Here is a 21,945-nt window from a genome sequence, read left to right as displayed (position 1 = left end):
GCGGAAGGAGAATTGAGGGAAAAACGACGTTGTCAGTGTGACATAGCCCTCCAGGGCCCTTTGTCCGGAGCCGCACATCAGCGGGGGCTTTCCTCGCGAACTCTTCAATCCCTTACACTCGCCAACAAACGGTCATGTCCGCGCCCGGAGCCGCCGGGCTCGTCTCGCCTCATCCCCGAGCCCTCCGCCCGGGGAGCACCTGCTGGCCCCGTCGGAGTCCGACCGCAAGCGCGGCCTTAAGATTCTCTTACGACTCGTCCGCTAGGAGACAGGACCCATGGGAGAACGACTCCTGCTCATCGAGGATGATCCCCAACTGGGCACACAGATCTCCGGCTGTCTGGAGCGCGCCGGCTTCGAGCCCACCTGGTGGACCGTGGGCCGCCCCCTGCCGCCCGGCGAGGCGTCCACGTATCGCCTCGTCATCCTGGACCTCATGCTGCCGGGCACCTACGGCCTGGACATCCTCCGGGAGCTGCGCGAGGGCGCCTCGGACGTGCCGGTGCTCATCCTCAGCGCGCGCAACGACACCGCGGACAAGGTGCGCGCCCTGAAGCTCGGCGCCGACGACTACATGACCAAGCCCTTCTGGCCCGAGGAGCTCGTGGAGCGCGTGCGCGCCCGGCTGCGCCGGCCCCTGCTCCAGCGCCAGAGCCTCGTGGAGGCCGGCTCGCTCCAGGTGGATCTCGACTCGCGCGAGGTCCGGGTGCTCGGCAAGCCCGTGGAGCTCACCCGCGTGGAGTTCGATCTGCTCGCCGCGCTGGCCCGGCGGCGCGGCGCCTCGGTGACGCGGCAGTGGCTCGCCGAGCACGTGTTGGACCCCGAGCGCGAGGGAACCGAGCGCACCCTGGACGTGCACGTGTCCCGGCTGCGGCGCAAGCTCGGCCCCGGCAAGCACATCGAGACGGTGTGGGGCATCGGCTACCGGCTCGGCGAGGGAGACGACGCGTGAAGCTGCGCATGCGGCTGGCCCTCACCACCGTGGCGGTGGCCATCCCCGTCGCGCTCTGCATGGGGTGGATCCACCTGGTCCTCGAGACACGCGCCGTGGAGACCGCCCTGTCCGAGTACGCCCTCGCGCACATGGCCGGCGAGGGACGCGAGCAGTGCGAGGCCGCCCCTGACACCTGGAGCCTCGAGGGCTCGCGCGCCCGGCGTCCTCCCCCGCCCGAGCGCCCCAAGGGCCCTCCTCCCGAGAGAGGCTGGGGTCCCCCACCCCGGCCCCGCGAGCCCCGGGGAAACACGCGGCTGTTCGCGTACGACCCGGACCTCACGGCGCGCAACCCCCAGGCGCCCCCGTTGGAGCCCTCGCTCGCGCGCGCCATGCGACAGGGTGAGGACGTGGCCGGCCAGGCCCTCGGCTGGGGAGGACCCAATGACGCCCGGGATGTCCTCGTGCGCATGCCCTGGAGCAGCGGACCGTGCGCCTTCGTGCTCGTGCGGATGTCGGGGCGCCCCGGACCGGGACCTTCCTGGTACTCGCCCATTCCACCGGAGTTCTGGCTCCTGCCCACGGTGATGTCGCTCGTGGGCGTGCTGCTCGCGCTGGGGCCGGTGGTGCGCCGCCTGCGCCAGCTCACCGGGGAGGTGAAGGTCTTCGTGCGCAGCACCTACCAGGGCCCCATCACCGTGCACGGAGACGATGAGATCTCCGAGCTGGCGCTCGCCTTCGACGAGGCGGGCCGCGCCATCCACGCGCAGATCGATTTGAAGGAGAAGCGCGAGCAGACGCTGCGCTCCTTCCTGCAGAACACCACGCATGACGTGATGATCCCCCTCACGGTGCTCCAGGGGCACCTGGCCGAGATGCAGCAGCGCGCGGCACGGGGCGAGCCGGTGGAGCGCGAGGTCATCGCGGCGGCCAGCCAGGAGGCGCACTACATGGCGGCGCTGCTGCACAACCTGGGGGCCGCGGCCCGGCTGGAAGCGGGCGAGCCCGGGATGCAGCGCGCGCCAGTGGACCTCAACGCCCTGGTGGGCCGGTGCATCGGCCGCCACCGCCCCATCGCGCGCCAGCAGGGCGTGCAGTTGGAGCACGCCGTGCCCGAGCCGCCCGTGCTCGTCCTCGGGGATGACACCCTCATCGAGCAGGCGGTGAGCAACGTCATCTACAACGCCGTGCGCTACAACGCGCGCGGGGGCCACGTGGCGGTGGTGCTCGAGCGCGAGCCCGGCGCCACCTTCCGGCTGCGCGTGCTGGACGACGGGCCCGGCATCCCCGAGCACGAGCTGCCCCACATCCTCGAGCGCCACGTGCGCGGCGACGCGGCGCGCACCCGCGGGCCGGGAGGACACGGGCTGGGGCTCGCCATCGCCTCGCGGGTGACGGTGCTGCACGGCTGGAGCCTGAAGCTGGGCCGCTCCGAGTACGGAGGACTCCAGGTGGACTTCCTCGGCGAGGAGTCGGCCCCCGGACAGAAGGACGCGTGAGCGGCGGCTCGCCGGAGCGGGCCGATATAACCGGGCGCTCAACCCCTTCGCGAGAGGCGCGGGATGAGTGGAACGAGTCAGGTGCGGCGCGTGCTTCGGGCCCGGGCCCTCAATGGGGAGAGCCCTGTCTGGGATGAGCGCTCGGGCCGCCTGTTCTGGGTGTGTCTGCGCGAGCCCGCGCTGCATGCCTTCGATCCGAGGACGGGCGAGGACACCGCCTGGAAGATGCCCGCGTGGATCGGCTGTCTGGGGCTGACGCCCACCGGAGCCGTGGTGGCGCTGCGCACCGGCTTGTTCGAGTTCACCCTGGGCGACGGCTCGCTGCGCTTCCTCGCGCCCACGCCCTTCGATTCGCGCCGCTTCGTCTTCAACGATGGAGGGGTGGATCGGCAGGGCCGCTTGTGGGCCGGGCCCATGTACGAGCCGCTCGAGCCCGGAGACGCGAGCGACGCGCCGCGCGCCCTGCCCTTCTGGCGCTACGACGGCGCGGGGAAGTGGCACCCGGGCACGGCGCCCGTGCAGACGGCGAACTCGATGACGTGGAGCCCGGACGGGCGGACGATGTACCACGGCGACACGTCACAGAAGACCATCTGGGCCTCGGACTACGACACGGAGACGGGCACGCCGTCGAACTTCCGCGTCTTCGCGCGCATCACCGAGGGCACGGGTCCGGATGGCGCCACGGTGGACAGTGAAGGCTTCGTGTGGTGCGCCATCCACGGCGACGGGAAGGTGGTGCGATTCGATCCCTCGGGCCGCGTGGAGCGCGAGGTGCGCATGCCGGTGCAGTACCCCACCATGCCCACCTTCGGGGGCGAGGGGCTGCGCACGGTCTTCGTCACCTCGGCCAATCACACGCTGAGCGAGGAGGAGAAGCGCCAGCGGCCCGAGGAGGGCAACCTGTTCGCCTTCGAGGCTCCCGTGCCGGGCGTGCCCCGCGCCGACTTCCGCCCGCCCGGGACGTGAGCGCCACGGTGGGCTTGCCCTGGTTACGTGGCTCTCCCGCAGTGGAAAGCAGTGCTGATTCAGATTACCAGCGCATCATTGGGCACGAGAGATTGAGCCGCGTCTACAACTCCCACGAGGAGGTATGTGAAGCACCTGAGCACCTTGTACTTGACTCGAACGAAGCGGTCACCGTCTGGATCCATCTCTGCCGCGGCAAGCCTGTGGAACTTCGCAGCCCGGTCGCGCAACATTCGCGTAATCACAGGGGCATAGTGAGCCATCGCTTTTTTCGTGAGGTTTGCGAAGAAGCTCATGACCTCAGCCGGTAGCTCAGCCGGTAGGTGACGGAAATAGAGCTGCATCCACACGGCGCCACAACAGGTCAATACACCCCCAATGAGCGTTGCGAGGGTTTTATCCAGAGACGACTGTCCGGCTGGTTCTGCGGGAAGTGCGCGGGCGAGGTTTACAAGCGCGCGAAGAATGATGAAAAAGCTGAGGACATATTCGGTATCAATGTTCATGATATATTGTTTTCTATACAGGTAAGGGCGCGATCCTCTCACGTTGGTGATGGATGGCACCGTCGAGGGGCTCAGGTCCTTCAATTAGTGCTGGTCTATTAGTGAGGTCGCTGTGCGTATACGAGCTTGGAGCACTTCAGGCGTTCGAACTGCACAGCACCTAAATGGCATTAGGCGGTGCTGGCGTGAACTGGCTGTTCTACCGGAGGGTGTAACCCCCAGAACTCCTGGATCAGCAGGGCGAGCAGACGACGACAAAGGGGCTCCTCCATCCTATGAGAGGCCCTATTTCCCGTTGTGCAGCATTGGGGTGTTCACATGAAAAGCTGCAAGTCGCATCAATATCAATAACCATGGCTTGCCTGCTCAACACTATACGCAGGGAAGGGTGCGCTCCTCTCACGTTGGTAATGGATGGCACCGTCGAGGGGGTAGGTTCTTCTACTGGCGTGGGACTATTAATCAGGTCGCTGCGTATGCGACTTGGGGCATTTCGGGCGTCGAACTGCACAGCATCTAAAAGGCATTAGGCGGTGCTGGCGTGAACTGGCTGTTCTACCGGAGGGTGTAACCCCCAGAACCCATGAGTCAGTAGACGAGCAGGCGACGACAACGGGGCTCCTCTGTCCTACTGGAGTACCTATAACTCCCGTCGTGCAGTGCTGAGGCGCCCACGCACCATGACGAGTTGCAGCGTGCCGGGTGCTGCATCTGCTACGGTGGACCTTGGAGGCATCCTCCCGGCCCGACATCTCCCGTGACTGCCCCTCGCGCTCTTCTTGATGGGTTCCACCACGGCGATTGGTGCTGGGCTTCTCTTGGGAGGGGGTGAGTCTCAGAATTCCCTTCGGGTGTAGGGGGTCAATCCGCCGGGCCACTTTGACCCACATGTCGAAGTGGGCGTCGCTAGCGACGTACGTCTGCTACGGTGGACCTTGGAGGTATCCACCCTGGCCCGACTTCTCCCGTGGCTACCGCTTGCGCTCCTCTGGATGGGCGCCGCGGCGGCAGCTCAGCCCCAGCCCCCCACCCGCGAGCGCCAGGAGCGGCGTGTCACCCTGCCCAGCAACCCCGAGGAGCCGGTGCCAGAGGTGCGCGTGGCCGCCGGCATCGCCACGTACCTGCGCTTCGACATGCCCGTGGACAGGGCTGCGGTGGAGGTGGAGGGACGCCCCGTCCGCTTCAAGTGGGTGGAGGCAGGAGACACCCTCATCGGCCTGGAGCCCTCGGTGGACTTGGGCGCCGAGGAGAAGCTGGTGGTGCGCGTGCGCTACCGGGACGGCGCCTCCCCAGCCCGGGCCACGCTCGCGCTGGTGACACGACCGGGGGTGGTGGACAAGGAGGTGGAGGTGGTGCGCCGCCCGCGTACGCTCGAGGCGCTGGAGGCCAAGCTGGTGGAGAAGGAGGCGGAGCTCGCGGCGCTGAAGGCCCAGTGTGGGGCGAGCGGGCACGCTGGACTCATTTTCTCGGGGCAGCTCGACGTGGAAGGTGTACGGGCCCGACGCCTCGAGGGTGGGACGACAAGCCCCCAGAATGGCCTGAAGTACTTAGGAGGAGAGGCGTACCGCGCCGACCGCTGGGCGCTCGCCGTCGTCCGCGTGCGCAACCTGCCAGGCCAACTACCCTGGGTGCCCGGCACCGCGCTCCTCACCCGAAAGGACGGCACCTCGGTGAAGGGGCTCTCCATGGCCATGGACAAAGTGCAGCTCGCTCCCGGCGAGGAGGGCCTCGTGGCGGTGGAGACAGAGGCGCACCTCTGGAGAGCGGAGGACGTTCTCCGCTTGGAACTCACAGACAAGAGCGGCCACCGGCACCTCTCCATTCCCAACGTCAAGCTGTAGGAGCGACGACGCATGACGACGCATGCCCTGCACCCGGACCAGCTCAAGCCCGGCGACATGGTGGGGCCCTGGCTCATCACCCAGGTGCTGGGCCGCGGCGGCTCCTCGCGCGTCTTCAAGGTGGAGCGCGACGGCCAGCCCTACTCCATGAAGGTGGCGCTGCGTCCCCTCTCCGATTCCCGGGCGCACCTCTTCGAGGACAAGTACCCGGAAGAGGCGTACGTGGAGGAGAAGAACACTTACCGTCGGCTGGCGCGCGAGGCCGCGGCCCTCTTCACCTATTCCTCCCACCCCAACCTGCTGCGCGTGTACGGGGTGGACTTCTGGCCCAGCCCCAGCACGGGCTACCCCTTCCTCGTCACCGACTACGTGGACGGGGACACCTGGCACGAGTGGCGTTGGCGTACGCCCCCGCACGCCCTCCGGTTGGTGCGCACCTTCAGTGATGTGGTGCGCACCGTGGGCGCGCTGCACGCGCGCGGCGTCTACCACCGGGACTTGAAGGCGGAGAACATCCTCATCCGCCGCGCGGACGGCCGCCCCTTCCTCATCGACTTCGGCACCGCGCGCCTGCCCGGTGCCCTCACTCAAACCATGGGCCTGCCCGAGGGCGTGCTGCACCTGCTTCCGCCGGAGCTGCTCGCCTACGCGCGCACCGAGGCGTGGAAGCGGGGCCAGCCCTTCCAGGGCGGTGCGAGCGCGGACCTGTATGCGCTGGGAGTGTTGCTCTACCAGGCCCTCACGGACCTGCACCCCTTCAACCCGGAGCTGCCGGACAAGGAGTTGGTAGCGGCCATCGCCACCGTCCCTCCCATGGCCCCCCACCTCCTCAACCCCCTGGCACCGCGCGCCTTGAGCGACATCGCCATGAAGCTGTTGGAGAAGCGGCCCGAGGACCGCTACCCCAGCACCCAGGCGCTGCTCCAGGCGTTGGAGGAGGCCGCCGAGAAGGGGAGCTCGTCCCCCGCCTGGAAGGTGCCGCTCTTTCCCGCCGAGGAGGGCCTGGAGGATCCACCACCCCAGGAGGAAGAAGAAAGGGTGCCTTCACCGGGGTGGCCGGAGCCGGAGCCCGAGGGGCCTCAAGAGGTACAGCCGCCTGGCGAGGACAAAGGGCCGCAGCCGCAAGCCGCGAGCGCGGCTCAGGGCGCGCCCCCACCTTCACCTGAGGAGCCGGCACAGCAGGAGCCTCCCGCCGCTGCCGACCCTCCGCGCCGCGCCTGGGGGTCCCGGCTCCTCTTCGGAATGGTGGGCCTGAGCGTGCTCGGCCTTGCCTTGGGGTTGGTGCTCGCCACACTCGCGCCCCCGCCCGCGGCGCTGCCGCCCGGGCTTGGCCGCTCCGCGAAAGGAAGTCCCCCCATGTCCACCACCTCTCCCCGTTCCTCTTCCTCGAGTCTCCTCGCCGCTTGGTTGTGCGCCACCGCCGGACTGGGGTGCCCCGCTGTGCAGGTGAAGCCTCCGGAGTCCGCGGACTGCCCCCAGGAGGCCACCGAGGCGATGGAGGCGTTGGAGCTCCGGACGGGCAGTCGACTGGAGGCGATCATCGACATCAACCAGCCCGGTGAATTCGGTGAGGCAGGCGTCTACCAGGACGGCCCCGTCATCAGCCGCATTACCCGGGGAGACGACAGCAACCTGCCGGAGGGGACGCTGCTCCACGGCCAGCTCTGGACGGGCCCCAGCATCGACGAGGTGTGGGGGGAAGAGAAGCGGCCAGCCGTCATGGGCCGCTACACCCAGGCCGTGCTGCCGGATGGCCGGAAGTACCCGGTGTGCATCGTGCTAGGCGACCGGGATGGACGCATCGCCGGAGAGGAGGGCTCCAAGCCGGGGGCCTTCATCCTCAGCCGAAACGTGCCGGTGAGCGCCGTCTGGCGCTGGCCGTGAGCGCCGCCACGCGTTGAGGCCGCGCCCGCACATGGGCGCTACTGGCCGACGAGTTCGCAGTCGCGTACGAGGACATCCATCATCAGGCCCGCGACGCGGCCGCGGATGGTGACGCGCGCGCCCTTGGAGAGAGAGGCCGCCTTCGCCGCCTGGACTTTCCCGAGGGCGCACTGCACCCGGACGGCTTCGAACGAGGCACCGTCGCTGAACACCAGGTAGGCGTCGTTGAGCATGTCCTTCCTGATGTAGGTGATGGTGCCGGTCGTCTGGATGAAGTGCCCTTGAAGGTGCTGTCCTCGCGGAGTTCGTTGTCGCGGTACTCCCCGAGGAGCGTGCGGAGCTCCACCTGCGCCGTCTCAGGGCGTGTCCGCCTGGAGCGCCAGCGAGCGCATCACTTCGAGTAGACACGCGCACAGCACCGGCGGCAGTTCCCCGAGCGTGGGCTGGCCCTCCTGTGCGAGGCCGTGGCGCTGCCGGTACTGCGGCTCGAGCGTGTACTCGAGTTGCCCCAGTTCCACCCGCTCTTCCAGCTCGAACCGCCGCTGGATGGGGGAGTGGAGCACGCGGAAGGCCACCCCGTGGTTCGGCAGGGCGCGCGCGTGCTCGTGGAGCATGCCGCTCTCCCCCACCGGGGCCCTGCACCCGAGCCGCTCCAGGGTGTTCCTCAGCCGGCTGGCCCACAGGGACACGCCCTGGAAGCGGATAATGGCCGTGGCCCCGCGCTCCGCGTCGGTGGGCCGGAGGGCCTCGCGCTGGAGCTGGCGGAAGGGCTGCACGAGCCGGTAGTCCGCCAGGTGCTCCCCCCACAGCGCGTGCGTGCGCGCATCCTCCAGCACCGGGTGCCAGAGGCCAACGCGCTCGGAGGGGTGCAGGCGCACCTCCGCGTTCTGCGCGTCCACCAGCGTCCCGTCCTCCGCGACGCGGAACGAGCCCACCACCTCGCCCGTGGGCGTGAGCCGGGACCAGAGCACGGGCTGGATGGCGAGCCGCAGCACCGGGTGGCGCGGGAAGAGCCGCTGCCAGCGCTCCCGCGGGTAGTCGTCCTGGACGAAGAGCACCTCCTCGAGCCGCGCGAGCTGCGCCTTCAGCACCGGCTGGAGGTTCTTGCGGAGCACGTCGAAGCGCTGCTTTCCCTCCGCGTGCTTCACCGGGTCCTCGTCCTTGCGGAGGGCCGGGAAGGACTGCGTCACCCTGCCGCCCTCGTGGTGCACCTCCAGCGAGAGGTCCGCCCGCACCTTCACCCGGAGCCGGCGGGGGCCCAGGTCCGCCACCAGGCCTTCCAGCGTGAGGCCCAGGTCCGGCACCAGCTCCTCGCGCAGCTGCTCGGGTGTCAGGCCACGCACGGCCGCGGCCTCCGCGAGCCCCTCGCGTGCGTTCTGCACGAGCGACTCGGTGTACCTCCCGCCCGCGGAGGCGATGCGCTCCAGTTGCGAGAGGGCGAAGACGGTGCCCATCCTGCCGAGGGCGCGGATGGCGGTGTTGGCCTTGGGCTTCTGGTGGCGGCGCCACGTGTCAATCTGGCGGCAGAGGGTCGTCACCGCCTCGTCCCCGCCGTACTCCGCGATCAGCGAGAGCATCCAGGCGGCGCCCGTCTTGCCCTTCACCGAGAGCCAGCTCTCCAGCGCGTGCCGCCCGAGCGAGGGGAGTGCCTGAGGAGGAAGGTGTCGCTCGAGCAGGTGCCGGAACGGGCGGGGCAGCCGCGCCTCCCCCAGCTCCCTGGCCTGCGTGAGCAGCCACCGCACCGGTAGATCCCCGAGCGGCGCGAGCGCGGTGACGAGTGGGAGCCCGCGAAGGTCCTTCGGCACCACGTCCGCGCCCTCGACCCGGGCGAGCTCCGCCCAGCCCTTGAGCGGAAGCGTGCACTCCCGGTCCAGAAGGGAGACGTCCTCGCCGAGCGCCTCCAGCCGATCCAGGAGGAGGCCCCGGTCCAAGGCCGTCAGCTCCGGCCGCGTGCAGAGCTGCCGGAGCACCTCCACGGCGCCGTCCACGCGCGAGCCGCAGAGCGCCTGGAGAACCGCGCGGCGGACGCGGGGGGGCGCATCCGTGGCGAGCCCCGCCTCCACCACCTGGCGCGGCGCGGCCCGGGCCAGGAACGTCTGCACGGTGCGGATGGGCTCGAGCGCCTGCGTCGTCGCGAGGAGCGCGCGGACTGCCGGCACCAGGGCCGGCAGGGACTCCGCGGGCAGCGCGGCGAGCGGGGAGCCGTCGCGGACATACGTCGAGGTCGTCTGCGCGAGCAACTCCGGGTGGAGCGTGAGCGCCTCCAGCGCCAGCGGGCGCAGGCGCTCACGCTCCGCGCCCGCCTCCTCCCGGGACTCCGGCACCCCGGCCGTGCGCGCGGCCAGCGCCGCGTCCTCCACACCCGTCAGGACGGCGTGGACGGCCTCGAGCCGCCTGAGCAGGGTGAGCGCCGCCACACGCGAAACCGCCGCCTCCCCCCGCAGCTGCTCGCCCAGTTGCACCGTGGAGAGCCGAGAGAGATCGGTGTGCTCGGGCTCGGAGGAAGGCGCGCCGGGGATGGGAGCAGGAACGGGAGTGGGGGGGAGCATGGGGGACCTCCGCTCTTATACCAGCCGGGCGGGGGCCCCCTGGACGGCGGCACTCTTCACTGGGCTACGTCAGCTCATGCGCCTGATCTGAAACAAGCGCATCAACCGCCCGGGGGCACGTCGGCGCACACGCGCAGGCCCACGGTGATGTCCCGCAGGGTGCGCTCGGGCAGCTCGCGGTTGGCCACCCGCGCCGAGCCGGCGGCGAAGTAGTACGCGCCGCCCCTCGCCACCACGCGCCCCGGCTCCACCGCCGAGCGCGTCCACTCGAAGGCATTGCCCGCCAGGTCCTCCACCCCGAAGGGACTGCGCGACGCCGGGTGCGAGCCCACCTCGTCGGGGCCAAAGCCCCCGGGCTCCTTGCCATACGTCATGTCCACGTTGGCATCGTCCGGCGCGAGCGCGTCCCCATGGGGGAACTCGCGTCCGTCCTCGCCCCGGGCCGCGCGCTCCCACTCCAGCTCCGTGCACAACCGCGCCCCCGGCACCCGCCCCGTCCGGCCCAGCCACGCCACGTACGCCTCCGCGTCCTCGAAGGAAATGCCCGTGACGGGAAAGCGCAGCCAGTCCTGAGACATCCGCCGCTCCCGCTTCGCGTAGAGCAGCCGTTGTCCGGCACGCACCCGGTACGGCACTCCCCCCGGCTGGAAGTCCAGACGCCAGCTGCCCCCCACCCACTCCAGCGCGAGCCGCCCATGGTAGGCCGTGCTCGTGTGCGGCAGGCGCCGCGCGCGCTCGCCCGGAGGCAGCGCGGCGAGATACTCCATCCACTCCGCGTACGTCGTCTCGTGCCGCGCGATGAGGAAGTCCTCCGTGTGCTTGGGGTGCAACGGCAGGGCGTTGAAGAAGCCGCGCACGCTCGCGTCCGCCGCGCTCCCGAACAGCACCCGCCCCGCCGGCACATGGAGGAACCCCCGGGGCAGGCTCGCCTCGGGCAACAACCTCGGCGTCAGGTGCCGGCGCTCTCCCCGCGCCAGCCGCAGTGGGAGGATCACCGGCTCGTGGCCCCGCGCCCGCACCACCAGCCGCCAGTCTCCCGGGGTGATCTCCCGCTCCACCCACGGCCCCGGCTCCACCGGCACCGGCTCGCCGAGCACCTCGCGTCCCTCCACGTCCCGGGACACGGGCCGCAACTCCACCACCGCCCCCTCCACCGGCAGCGTGAGCGTCACGCGCGCGGGCGCCGTCCAGTGCCGCCAGCGCTCCCCGTGCGCGTCGTACAGCCGCAAGCGCTGCAACAGCGCCGGCAGCGCTCCCTCCTCCAGCGCCTGCTCGGCATGGAAGGCCCGCTCCAGGAGGAAGTCCGCCAGGGCCTCGCGCACGTCCTCGCGCGATGGATCCAACACGAGCGCGTGCTCCAACTGGTCCCCCACCTCGTCCAGGCGGCGGTGCAACGCGGCCTCCGCCAGGAGCGAGCGCGCCCACGCCGCGTCACCCCGCTCCCGCTCCCCGGTGTCATAGAGCTCGAAGGCCTCGCGCCGCGCGCCGGAGAAGACGTCGCGCTCGTGCCGCGCGGCCTCCAGGGCGCTCGCGGCCTCGTCCAGCCAGCCGCGCACCACCGCGTTCCGCTCGCTCACCTCGCGCAGTTGCAGGCCCGCGTACACGAGCACCAGCGAGAGGAGGAACCCCACGGCGAGCGCCCGCCGCAGGTGCCGGCTGCGCACCAGCGTGCGGCGCGAGGCCTCCAGGAAGGCGCGCTCGCGGCGGGTGAGCTCCGCGGGCTCCAACAGGCGCGCCTCGGCGAGCTGCCACGAGCCCCAGAGCAAGTCGCGCGCGTGGCCCACCTGCTCCCAGTGCGCGGAGTCCGCCTGGAGGCGTGCCTGCACCTCGCGGCGCTCGGCCGCCTCGGCCAGCCAGCGCGCGAGCATGCCCCAGTCACTGAGCAACACCTCGTGGGCCACCTCGTAGCTCGTGCCCCCGTCCACCTCGCGCGCCACGAGCAGGCGCGCGCGCACCAGCGCCTCGAGCACCGCGCGCTGGCGGGGATCATCCCCCACCAGCTCTCCGTCCGTCTTGCGCGCCCGGGTGCCCTCCGGGGTGATGAGGCGCAAGAGCACGCCCCGCGCCACCGCGCGTTGATCCGGCAGCAGGCGCGCCACGGCCGCGTCCGCGTGCCGGGCCAGCGCTCCGGCCACCCCGCCCAGGCTGTCGAGCGCCGCCTGGGTGATGACGCTCCCCTCGCGCGCCTCCCACAGCTCGGCGAGCGCGAACTGCAACAGCGGCAGTCCGCCCTCCGTGGCCGAGATGGAGGCCACGAGCGCGTCCACCAGCGCCTCGGACTCGAAGTGCACGCCCTTGGCGCGCGCGGGGCCCACCACCGCCTCGTGGCTCTCCTCGGGGCCGAGCGCCCGCAGGAGGTAGAGCGCCCCGGGCACCGCCGCGCCCAGGCCCGGCACCGCCGTGAGCCGGGTGAGGAAGTCGCTGCGGCACGTGGCGAGCAGCCGCACCCCGGGCACGCCCTCGGCCAGCTCCCCGAGCGCGCGCCCCACCCGCGCCGCCTCCCCACCGTCCGAGAGCGTCACCAGTTCCTCGAGCTGATCCACGTAGACGGCGAGCCCCTGGTCCGAGCTCAAGCGCACGCGCAGTTGGCGCGCCAGGCCCGTGGGGTCCGCGCGCAGCAGGTTGCCCAGGGCCTCCTCGCCCATGGCGAGCGCGGGAGCGAGGGCGACGGTGAGCGCGGTGAGAGGATGCCGCCCCGGAATCACCCGCACCCCACGCCAGCGCCGCCCATCCTCCAGCGCGCCCTCGCCCAGGCGCGGCAGCACGCCCGCGAGGCACAGCGAGGACTTGCCCACCCCGGAGTCGCCGGTGATGAGCAGGAAGGGCTCGGCGCGCAGCCGCTCGAGCACCTCGCGCTGCTCGCGTCGGCGGCCGAAGAAGAGCGCGCGGTGCTCGGCCTCGAAGGGTTGCAGGCCCCGGTAGGGGTTGCCCTCGGGCAGCGCGTCCGCCGCCTCGTCACGCGCGAGCTGCCCCAGCGCGTCCAGCAGCGACACGGCCGAGGCGAAGCGCTCCTCGGGCACGAGCCGCAGGCACCGGTCCACCACGGCCGCGAAGTCCGCGTCCACGCCCGGCACGGCCTCGCGCAGGGGCCGGGCGTCCTGGGTGCACACCGCCAGCGCCAGCTCGCGCGGGGGCACGTGGCGGAAGGGGCCCTGGCCCGCGCACAGCTCGTAGAGCACCAGGCCCAGCGAGTACACGTCGCTGCGCGCGGTGAGCTCCATGCCCGCCCAGGCCTCCGGGGACATGTAATAAGGAGTCCCCACCAGCATGCCCTCGGGCAGGGATGGCAGCTCCACCCCGTCGAGCGAGCCCGCCAGGGCCTCGGGCGGCAGCTCCAGGGCGGCGAGCGCCCCCGGCTCACGCGGCGGCGGCGTGTCCTCGCGCGGGGCTGGGCCCTCGTCCAGCAGCTTGGCCAGCCCGAAGTCCAGGAGCTTCACCTCCCCCGTCTCGGTGAGCAGCGCGTTGGCCGGTTTGATGTCGCGGTGCAGCACGCCCCGCCGGTGCGCGGCTCCCAGCCCCCGGGCCAGACCCCGCCCGAGCGCCAGCACCTGCTCCCAGGGCAGCGGCTTGGGGAGCCGCTCCAGCGAGGAGCCCCGGACGAACTCGGAGACGAGGAAGGGATGGTTGTCCAACTGTCCCACCCGGTAGAGGGTGACGACGTTGGGGTGTTGGACGCGCGCCGCGGCCCGGGCTTCCACGAGGAAGCGGCTGAGGGCGCCGGGGCCCAGGGCGCGCACGAACTTCACCGCCACGGGCCGCTCGAGCAGCGTGTCCTGGGCGAGGTACACGCGTCCCGTGGTGCCACGGCCCAAGAGGCGCACCAGCCGGTATTCGTCGAACGCCTCGGGTGGACTCCACCCATCGGCGCTCTCGCGCGAGGTTGGAAGGGTGCCCACGGACTGTCCTCGGGGACGACGAGGGGAGGGCCGGGTGGATCAGGGCTGGTTCTTGGACTTGCTCGGCTTGAGCATCCGGCGGATGCGGTCCTCCAGATCCTGGGGGAGGCACGGCTTGGCGACGAACTCGTCCGCGCCCGCCTGGCGCGCCTGCTCGGCGTTGCCGGCCAGCACGTGGCCGCTGAGCGCCATGACGGGGATGTTGCGGGTGCGTTGATCCTGCTTGAGCCGGCGCGTGGCCTCCCAGCCATCCATCACCGGCAGGGACAGGTCCATGAGGATGATGTCGGGGAGAGCGCCCTGGGCCTTCTCCACCGCCTCCACCCCATTGCGGGCCACATCCACCTGAAACCCAACGAATTCCAGGTACTCCGCGTACATCTCGCGGGCGTCATCGAAGTCATCGACCACGAGCACCCGCTGGCGGTGCGTGAGGGGTACAGTCATGGCGCGGGGCCCTCGTACAAGGTGGGAACGCCACACCATGCTATGCACGCCCCCGCGGATGCGCTCGTCCCCCCCGGGTTTCGTCGAGCCTCCGCCACGCCCCGGCTGTTGGCGTGCGAACACTCCCCGAACGACGAGAGTGACTCACGACCTCCGGGCTGCCGGGGGTGTCCCGGAGGTCGGTGCGACAGGCGCGTGGTTAACGCACGGGCGGCGTGAGCACCTTCTCCAGCACGGTCGTGGAGGGCACGGGGGCGCCCCACGCCGTCTCGTAGTACAGGGAGAAGTCCTGCTGCTGGAACTTGCTGAAATCCACCCGGATGCGCGCCGTGGTGCTGTTGGGGTTGATGGGAGGCAGGTTGGGTTCGGCCGGCGTGCCATACGTGAAGTAGAAGCGCGGGGTGGCCTGGAAGCTCACCGTGTCGATGGGAATCTTCGTGCCCTCACTGCCGAAGCAGGCCGTCACACCGCTGGGGTAGGGCGCCGGCTGGGGCTTGACGGGCTTGGAGTCCGTCCCGTTCAACAGGAAGGCATCGAGCTGGAAGGAGGTGGAGGTCACCACCTGGTTGAAGGTGAGGATGATGCACTCGCCCGGATCCAGGACACCCGCCGTCCCGGTGGCGCCGTCCCTGAAGGTGACGGACTCGAGTTGCAGCGGGCGCGGGGTCTTCACGTCGCCGCTGACGAAGTAGCCCTTCCACGTCTGCATGGCACCGGAGTAGGCCGAGGTGGCGCGCAGGATGAGGTTGTACTCCTGGCCCTCGAGGGTGCTGTTCGCCGCGGGGGTGAGCATGTACACGTCGCCCGTTTCGTTGGGCGTCACGGTCAGGTCGATGGCGGTCTGCCCGGACTCGCTGGTGAGGATGGCGATGAGCGAGTCACGCGCCACGGGCTGGCTGAAGCCCAGGACGATGGGCTCGCCGGGCCGCAGCAGGTTGCGCAGGGGCTTCCTCGCCTCCGCGGGCGACACGGGCGTCAGCTGGAGGCTGGGCACGTTGGTGGCCACCAGGCTGAAGGTGGTGGAGCCGCCGCTGTTCTTCGCCGGGTTCAGGGTGATGATCTGCGAGCCCGACTTGAGCAGCACCGCGGCACTGATGGGGGCGGCATAGCCACCCGAGTCGATGACGCCATCACCGTTCACGTCGACCGGGTCCACCCAGAGACGGTAGGACGCCGTGCCATCGGGGGTGGTCGACCCCGTCACCGGGGTCCCGATGCGGGTGAGCTCCGAGGGCGAGGGCACGTTGTTGAAGGTGACGACGCCCATGGCGTCCGCCACGGCGGGAGTGGCGGTGACCGTGCTGGTGGCCTGGACGGTGGTGCCCGCGGCGGAGATCAATCCGGCGGGATAGGCCTCGAGGAACGCCTGGGCGCCCACCGCGGGCTGGCCCTTGTCCGTGAGCAGCGTGAAGCTCACCTTGCTCTGGGTCTTGGCGAGCATGACGAGGCCGAGGCTCGCGTTGCCGTCGTTGATGGGGATGTTGCCCGCGCTGGAGGGCACGACGGCGCTGGCGCGCAGGGTGGCGTAGCCCTCCTTGGCGATGGTCACCAGGACGGTGGAGCCGGCCGGCACGTTCTTGATCATGAAGTTGCCCAGGCCGTCGGTCTGGACGACGTACTTGCCTTCAGCGGTGTCGCTGCCGATGGTCAGCCGGATCGAGGCGCCCGCGAGCGGCTGCATCGCGGTATCGAGCACCTGCCCGGAGACGGTGCCCTTCGGATTGGCCGGAGCCACCACCGACACGGAGTCCGGATCGCGGACGCCATCGGCGATGCCGTCGCCATTCTCGTCCTTGGGTCCGCACGCCAACACGAGGAGCGGCAACACGACTGCCCAATGCTTCTTCATCTGTCCACCTTGGAATGCAATGCTTGGAGTTCGCCCGCGCGTGGCGGTAACGAGACAGTCTCCGACCGGGCCCATTGACGTCAAGCGGACGGCGGCGGATGGGCGTCCTGATAGGCTGGGGCACCATGAGTGACGTGGACGTGAACGACCCCTGCCGGGGCTGTGCCCTCGTGAGCGGCAGCCTCCACCCCGTGGGGGGTGTGCTCGCCCGCTCGGCCGGGCTGGTGCTGCATGGGCTGGCGGGGCCGAGCCCCCTGCCCGGCTGGGTGGTGCTCACCAGCGTGCGCCATGCCCGCGCGCTGTACGACCTGGACGAGGAGGCGGCACGGGAGCTGGGCCCCTTCGCCGCGCGGGTGATGCGCGCGCAGCGCGAGGTGCTCGGCGCCGAGCACGCCTATGCGTTCGCCATCGGGGACGTGCTGCGCCACTTCCACCTGCACCTGGTGCCGCGCTACCGGGACACGCCCGCACGGCTGTGGGGGCGGGGGGCCTTCGACGCCGCCCCCGGCGACTTCCGCCCGGACGCGGAGCTGGAGGCCGCGGCGCGGGCCCTCGCCGCCGCCCTGTGATGTGAGAGGATGGAGCCGCCCATGCGCGTGTTCCGACTCGGCCTCCTGCTGTCGCTGCTGTTCGGACCGCCGTGCGCATGGGCTGGCAACACCGCGGACGAGGCGGACGTGGCGTTCGAGCTGGGCAACGAGGCCTATGCCCGGCGTGAGTATGTCCAGGCGCTGCGCTCCTACTTCGCCAGCTACCGCCTGGTGCCCAACCGCAACGTCCTCTTCAACATCGCCCGGTGCTACGAGGCCCTGGGCCGCTACAACGAGGCCTACCGCTACTACCACGACCTGGCCCTGGAGGATCTCCCGGAGGCGGACGCCACCAAGGTGAACCACTCGCTCACGCGGCTGCGTCCCAAGGTGGCCCTGGTGCGTGTCACCACCGAGCCGCCCGGCGCCGAGGTGCTCGTGGACCGGGAGGATCTGGGCAGCCGGGGCCTGTCGCCCCAGACGCTCGCGCTGCCCCCCGGCGCCCACACGGTGGTGGTGCACAAGAAGGGCTACCGCCGCGCCGAGGCGACCATCCAGCTCACGCGGGGCCAGGCGGTGGTCCAGGCCTTCACGCTGGAGCTCATCACCGGCACGGTGCGGCTGTCGGGCACGCCCGGGGGCGCCGAGGTGCGCGCGTCGCCGGAGGGCCCCGTGCTCGGACAGGTGCCCGGGGACTTGCGCTTCACCCCGGGGCCGCACGTGCTCCACGTGAGCGCGCCCGGCCATGTCCCGGCCCAGTTGCTCGTGGACGTACCCGCCGATGACGAGGTGACGCTGGGCGTGGCGCTCGCCCCGCGCGAGGAGCCCACGGGACGTCTCATCATCACCGCCAACCGCGACAACGCCTCGGTGCGCGTGGATGGCCGCCCCGCGGGCTTCACCCCCACCGTGCTCACCCTCCCCCACGGCGAGCACACCCTGGAGGTGGAGAGCCCCAACCTCAGCGCCATGCGCCAGGGCGTCTACGTGGTGGCCAACCAGGAGACGCGCATCCACGCCGAGCTGCGCTACCTGCCCCCCTCCGTGCGCGCCGCGTCCAAGAACCTGGTGTCCGTGGACGAGGCCCCCGCCTCCACCACCGTCATCACCCAGGAGGAGCTGCGCGCCTTTGGCTACACCACGCTCGCCGAGGCGCTCGCGGCCGTGCGCGGCATCTTCGTCTCGGATGACCGGACCTATACCTACCTGGGGGTGCGGGGCTTCGCTCCCCCGGGTGACTTCAACACCCGCATCCTCACCCTCTGGGACGGCCACCCGCTCAACGACATGGTGGCGGGCCAGGGCCACGTGGCGAGGGACCTGGCGGTGGACCTGGAAGAGGTGGAGCGCATCGAGGTGGTGCGTGGCCCGGGCAGCGCCCTGTACGGCACGGGCGCCTTCTTCGCCGTCATCAACGTGGTGCCGCGCGACACGCTGGGGGGGGATCAGCACGTGGAGGTCACCGCCGGGGCGGGGGCGCTGGGCACCACCCGGCTGCGCGTCACCACGGCGTGGGAGTCCGGTCCCGGCTCGTTCCTGCTGTCCGGCGCCTGGGTGGGGATGCGAGGCGCGGAGGTGACGCGGCTGGGCGAGGACCTGCCCGCGGTGGTGGGCCTGGATGGGGAGCGCGCCGCCACCGCCTCGCTCCGGGCGCGCCTGGGCGGCCTCAGCTTCCACGCCCAGTTGCACGGCCGCACCAAGGAGAGCCCCGTGGGACCCTTCGGCACGGAGCTCGGGGTCCCGGGCACGCGGATCCAGGACGTCCGCGGCTTCGCCGAGGTGCGCTACGACAAACAGCTCGGCGAGCGGGTGAACCTGTCGCTGCGCGGCGCCTATGACGCCAGCCGCTACCAGGGCTACTGGATGTACTCGATGCCCACTCTGGCCGGGGAGCGGCTCGACACCGACGCCGCGCGCGCCGACTGGCTGTCCGCCGAGACCCGGCTGCGCCTGCGCTTCCGCGACACCCACCACTTCACGCTGGGCCTGGAAGGCCAGGCGCAGCTGCGCGTGGAGCAGGAAGTCGACCCCCTGGGCTCGAGCCTCGTGCTGAGCCAGCCCCGCGGCAACTTCTCCGCCTATGTCCTGGACGAGTGGCGGTTGCATCCCCGGCTGAGCCTCAGCGCGGGCCTGCGCGTGGACCGCTACTTCAACAATCTGAAGACGCTGCCCTTCACGCCGCGCCTGGCCCTCATCGGACGCCCCTACGCGCGGGGCCTCACCAAGCTGGTGGTGGGCAGTGCCTTCCGGGCGCCCACCCCTTTCGAGCTCGACTATCAGGACAACGGCAGGACCCAGATCGCCGCGGGCACGCTCGAGCCCGAGACCATCTCCACCCTGGAACTCGAGCACGCGCACAACCTCACGGACGAACTGCGCCTCACCGTGGCGGGCTACGCCAACAAGATCCGCCACCTCGTGGCGCTCAGCGAGCAGCCGGGACCCCCCCAGTGCACGGGAGGCCCCCTCGGCTCCATGCCCTGCATCGTCTTCGTCAACCGCCCCGGGGAGACCAGCGCCTTTGGCGCCGAGGCGGGCCTGCGTTGGCAGCCGGGACGCTTCATGCTCGTGGACCTGAACTACTCCTTCGTCACCCTGGTCAATGCCGCCGAGGAGGAGGCCGGCGCCACCCCGACGCACCTGGCGTCGGGACGGCTGCTGCTGCCCCTGGCCGATGGCAACCTGCGCCTGGCCACCCAGGCCACCTACCAGAGCGCTCGCGGACGACCGAGCGACGACGGCACCGCGTATGGCAAGGCGCTGCTACTCGACGTGGGCCTGTCCGGGGAGCTGCCCTACCTGCGCTACTTCGCCGGGGTGCGCAACCTGCTGGATACCCAGTACGCCCTGGCACTCGGAGACGAGCGCGCCGCGGGGCCCGTGCCCCAGTACGGGCGTACCTTCACGCTCCAGATCTCCGGCTCCTTCTGACGCTCACAGTTGCTTGGCGGGGAACTCCCGCTGACCCTCGGCGCAGAACAAGCCCAGGCGATTGTTGCCCACGAAGGGTACCTCGCGCTCGCCCTTCTCGAACTCGCTCAGGAGGATCTCCCGCGAGCCCCCGGGTGCCATTCCTCCGAGCTTGAACACCTCCCGGCCCCGGGCCACGAGGATGCAATCGCTCCAGATGAGGCTGTCCGTGTTGGTGAGTTCAATCTTCTTCATGAATGCGACGCCCCTGATCGCGATGCGTCCACTCAACTGCCGGGGTTTGGCGGGCACCGCCGGTTTGGAGGGTGCCGCCGGCTCGGCCTTGGTGCTCGGGATGGGGGCCGCCGTGGAGGGTTTCGCGACGGCCGCCTTCCGCTCGGGCACGGAGGGAGCCGCCGTGGAGGGTTTCGCGACGACCACCTTCCGCTCGGGCACGGAGGGAGCCGCCGGCTCCTGGGCTGGAGGCCCACCGGAGGGGGGTGGCGGCTCGAACGAACCGGGCGGAGGCCAGCGAGATCCCAGGGGTCCGTGATGCTCACGGGGCCCTCCGAACGGAGGATGCTCCGGTCGGTGATGAGGCCGGGCCTCCACGATCTGCTGCTCCTGGTTCGTCATCACGACGGCGGTGATACCCGCCGAGGCTCCGACCAGGCCGAGCGCCGCGAGGGAGAGCGCCACCAGCCACCCCTTGCGGCTGGGACCCTGGAGCTGGAACGCCTCGGTAGAGGCCCCCACGGTGGGCACTTGGGTGCTGCTCGGCCGCATCAGGGTGTCCGCGTAGCCCTGCGCGGGAGGCAGGGTCATCGGCATGAGGGTCTGAGAGGCGACCCCGTCCGCGGGCGGTGCGAACTGAACCCCCGTGTTCATGGGCAACACGACGGCCGGAGGCAAGGGGGTGCGGCGGGTGCTCGCGGCGGTGGCGAGTCGGCTGATGATCTCTCGCTGCGAGGCGAAAGCCTCGGGACAGATCTCCCGCACGAAGTTGCCCACCTCCTCGGCGCCGACGGAGGAGCCAGTGCGCAGGAAGTGCTCGTTGAGGGCACGGGCGAAGTCGTCCGCGCGGGCATAGCGCTCCTCGGGTGAGGGGGCCAGGGCGCGGTGGACCACGGCGTCGAGCGCGGGGTCCACGTCCGCGCGCAGCTCGCTCAACGAGGGCACCGCGGGCTGGTTCATGGCGGCCATCATCTCGCCCACGGTGCCAGGGGCGATGAGCGGCCGTCCCGCGAGCAGCTCCCACACCACCACGCCGCACGAGTAGAGATCGGTGCGGTGATCCACCGACTCGGCGCGGACCTGTTCGGGAGACATGTAGCCGAGCTTGCCCATGACGGTGGCGGGCAGCGTGTACTTGCTGCGCGCGGCGCTCTTGGCGAGGCCGAAGTCGATGACCTTCACCTCGCCCTCGTACGAGACCATCACGTTGTGGGGAGACACGTCCCGGTGGACGATCCCCAACGGCGCCCCGTCCGGGCCCATCTTGCGGTGGGCGTAGCCGAGCCCCTCGGCGATGCGCTGGCCGAGGTAGAGCGCCACCGGAACGGGGATGGACTTGCCCTGGGCGCGCGCCTGCTCCAGCAGATAGGCCAGATCCACGCCGGCCACGTACTCGAGCGCCATGTAGTAGGTGCCCTCGGCCTCGCCCATGTCGTAGACCTGCGCGATGGACGAGTGCGCCAGGTGCACCAACACCTTGGCCTCATGGTGGAAGCGATCGAGGAACTGCCGGTCCTTGAGCAGGGCGGGCAGGACGGTCTTGACGATACAGGGCTTCTCGAAGCCCGCCGCGCCGGAGATCTTGGCCAGGAAGACCTCCCCCATGCCGCCCTGCCCGAGCAGTTGGACGAGCTCATAACGTCCGAGGGCACGAGGGGCGGGCGCGGAGAAGTTCGAGAGGGAAGAATCCATGGCGAGGTGCGCCATTGTAGCCTGGGAGCCGCGAGGCGGGGGGTGGGGCATCCTCCACCCGTCGGAGATCAGGCGGGCGGGCTTGCGGGAGGAGGGGTCTCCTGGAGTAGGGTCTCTTCCATCCGCGGGTTGTCCGCGGGAGGTGGGGCGGTCAATCCGTCCACGGGGCAGGACTGTACTGAATATTTGTACAGCCCCCCCCCCCCCC

General features: G+C 70.8%; 14 protein-coding genes. 7 read left to right on the top strand and 7 right to left on the bottom strand.

Annotated features, from left to right (window positions below; translation table 11 throughout):
* Window positions 1-277 precede the first annotated feature (277 nt).
* From D187_RS23995 to D187_RS23985, 3 genes are all read left to right on the top strand, one after another.
* Complete coding sequence (locus tag D187_RS23995) at window positions 278-952, top strand: response regulator transcription factor (protein ID WP_002623900.1); 675 nt, start codon at window positions 278-280, stop codon at window positions 950-952.
* Complete coding sequence (locus tag D187_RS23990; RefSeq protein ID WP_002623899.1) at window positions 949-2,430, top strand: sensor histidine kinase; 1,482 nt, start codon at window positions 949-951, stop codon at window positions 2,428-2,430. The genes D187_RS23995 and D187_RS23990 overlap by 4 nt, the downstream gene beginning before the upstream one ends.
* Window positions 2,431-2,493: 63 nt before the next feature.
* Window positions 2,494-3,399, top strand: coding sequence for an SMP-30/gluconolactonase/LRE family protein (locus tag D187_RS23985; RefSeq protein ID WP_002623898.1), 906 nt, complete (start codon window positions 2,494-2,496; stop codon window positions 3,397-3,399).
* Window positions 3,400-3,458: 59 nt separating this feature from the next.
* Here the strand turns inward: D187_RS23985 and D187_RS23980 are convergent, their stop codons facing one another.
* Entirely contained in the window at window positions 3,459-3,905 is a 447-nt protein-coding gene (locus D187_RS23980; protein ID WP_155893546.1) for a hypothetical protein, read from the bottom strand.
* An 896-nt stretch (window positions 3,906-4,801) separates the two neighbouring features.
* On the opposite strand from D187_RS23980, the gene D187_RS23975 reads away from it, so the two are divergent.
* The gene (locus D187_RS23975) at window positions 4,802-5,746 is read left to right on the top strand and encodes a DUF2381 family protein (RefSeq protein ID WP_281171786.1); all 945 of its coding nucleotides are present in this window, start codon (window positions 4,802-4,804) and stop codon (window positions 5,744-5,746) included.
* A gap of 12 nt (window positions 5,747-5,758) precedes the next feature.
* On the top strand, window positions 5,759-7,630 hold the full coding sequence (locus D187_RS23970) for a serine/threonine protein kinase (RefSeq protein WP_002623896.1): 1,872 nt from the start codon (window positions 5,759-5,761) through the stop codon (window positions 7,628-7,630).
* Between the two features lie 38 nt (window positions 7,631-7,668).
* On the opposite strand, the gene D187_RS23965 is transcribed toward D187_RS23970, so the two are convergent.
* From D187_RS23965 to D187_RS23945, 5 genes are all read right to left on the bottom strand, one after another.
* The gene (locus tag D187_RS23965; RefSeq protein ID WP_081713828.1) at window positions 7,669-7,902 is read right to left on the bottom strand and encodes an OB-fold protein; all 234 of its coding nucleotides are present in this window, start codon (window positions 7,900-7,902) and stop codon (window positions 7,669-7,671) included.
* Window positions 7,903-7,986: 84 nt separating this feature from the next.
* Window positions 7,987-10,179, bottom strand: a complete 2,193-nt coding sequence (locus D187_RS23960; RefSeq protein ID WP_002623894.1) for a DUF4132 domain-containing protein — start codon at window positions 10,177-10,179, stop codon at window positions 7,987-7,989.
* A gap of 101 nt (window positions 10,180-10,280) precedes the next feature.
* Complete coding sequence (locus D187_RS23955) at window positions 10,281-14,075, bottom strand: bifunctional serine/threonine-protein kinase/formylglycine-generating enzyme family protein (RefSeq protein ID WP_002623893.1); 3,795 nt, start codon at window positions 14,073-14,075, stop codon at window positions 10,281-10,283.
* 39 nt (window positions 14,076-14,114) lie between these two features.
* Window positions 14,115-14,522, bottom strand: coding sequence for a response regulator (locus D187_RS23950; protein ID WP_002623892.1), 408 nt, complete (start codon window positions 14,520-14,522; stop codon window positions 14,115-14,117).
* 199 nt (window positions 14,523-14,721) lie between these two features.
* On the bottom strand, window positions 14,722-16,371 hold the full coding sequence (locus D187_RS23945) for a carboxypeptidase-like regulatory domain-containing protein (RefSeq protein WP_162159682.1): 1,650 nt from the start codon (window positions 16,369-16,371) through the stop codon (window positions 14,722-14,724).
* 125 nt (window positions 16,372-16,496) lie between these two features.
* Between D187_RS23945 and D187_RS23940 the strand changes: the two genes are divergently transcribed.
* Both D187_RS23940 and D187_RS23935 read left to right on the top strand, forming a co-directional pair.
* Entirely contained in the window at window positions 16,497-16,940 is a 444-nt protein-coding gene (locus D187_RS23940; RefSeq protein ID WP_002623889.1) for an HIT family protein, read from the top strand.
* Between the two features lie 21 nt (window positions 16,941-16,961).
* Window positions 16,962-19,832, top strand: coding sequence for a TonB-dependent receptor domain-containing protein (locus tag D187_RS23935; RefSeq protein WP_002623888.1), 2,871 nt, complete (start codon window positions 16,962-16,964; stop codon window positions 19,830-19,832).
* 3 nt (window positions 19,833-19,835) lie between these two features.
* Here D187_RS23935 and D187_RS58075 read toward each other — a convergent pair whose 3' ends face one another.
* On the bottom strand, window positions 19,836-21,737 hold the full coding sequence (locus D187_RS58075; RefSeq protein WP_245591803.1) for a serine/threonine protein kinase: 1,902 nt from the start codon (window positions 21,735-21,737) through the stop codon (window positions 19,836-19,838).
* Window positions 21,738-21,945 lie beyond the last annotated feature (208 nt).

Origin of the sequence: Cystobacter fuscus DSM 2262, from assembly GCF_000335475.2 — a bacterium.
Classification (GTDB): domain Bacteria; phylum Myxococcota; class Myxococcia; order Myxococcales; family Myxococcaceae; genus Cystobacter; species Cystobacter fuscus.
Note: the sequence above shows the minus strand (reverse complement) of the source record. Positions and strands in the feature narration are given on the sequence as shown.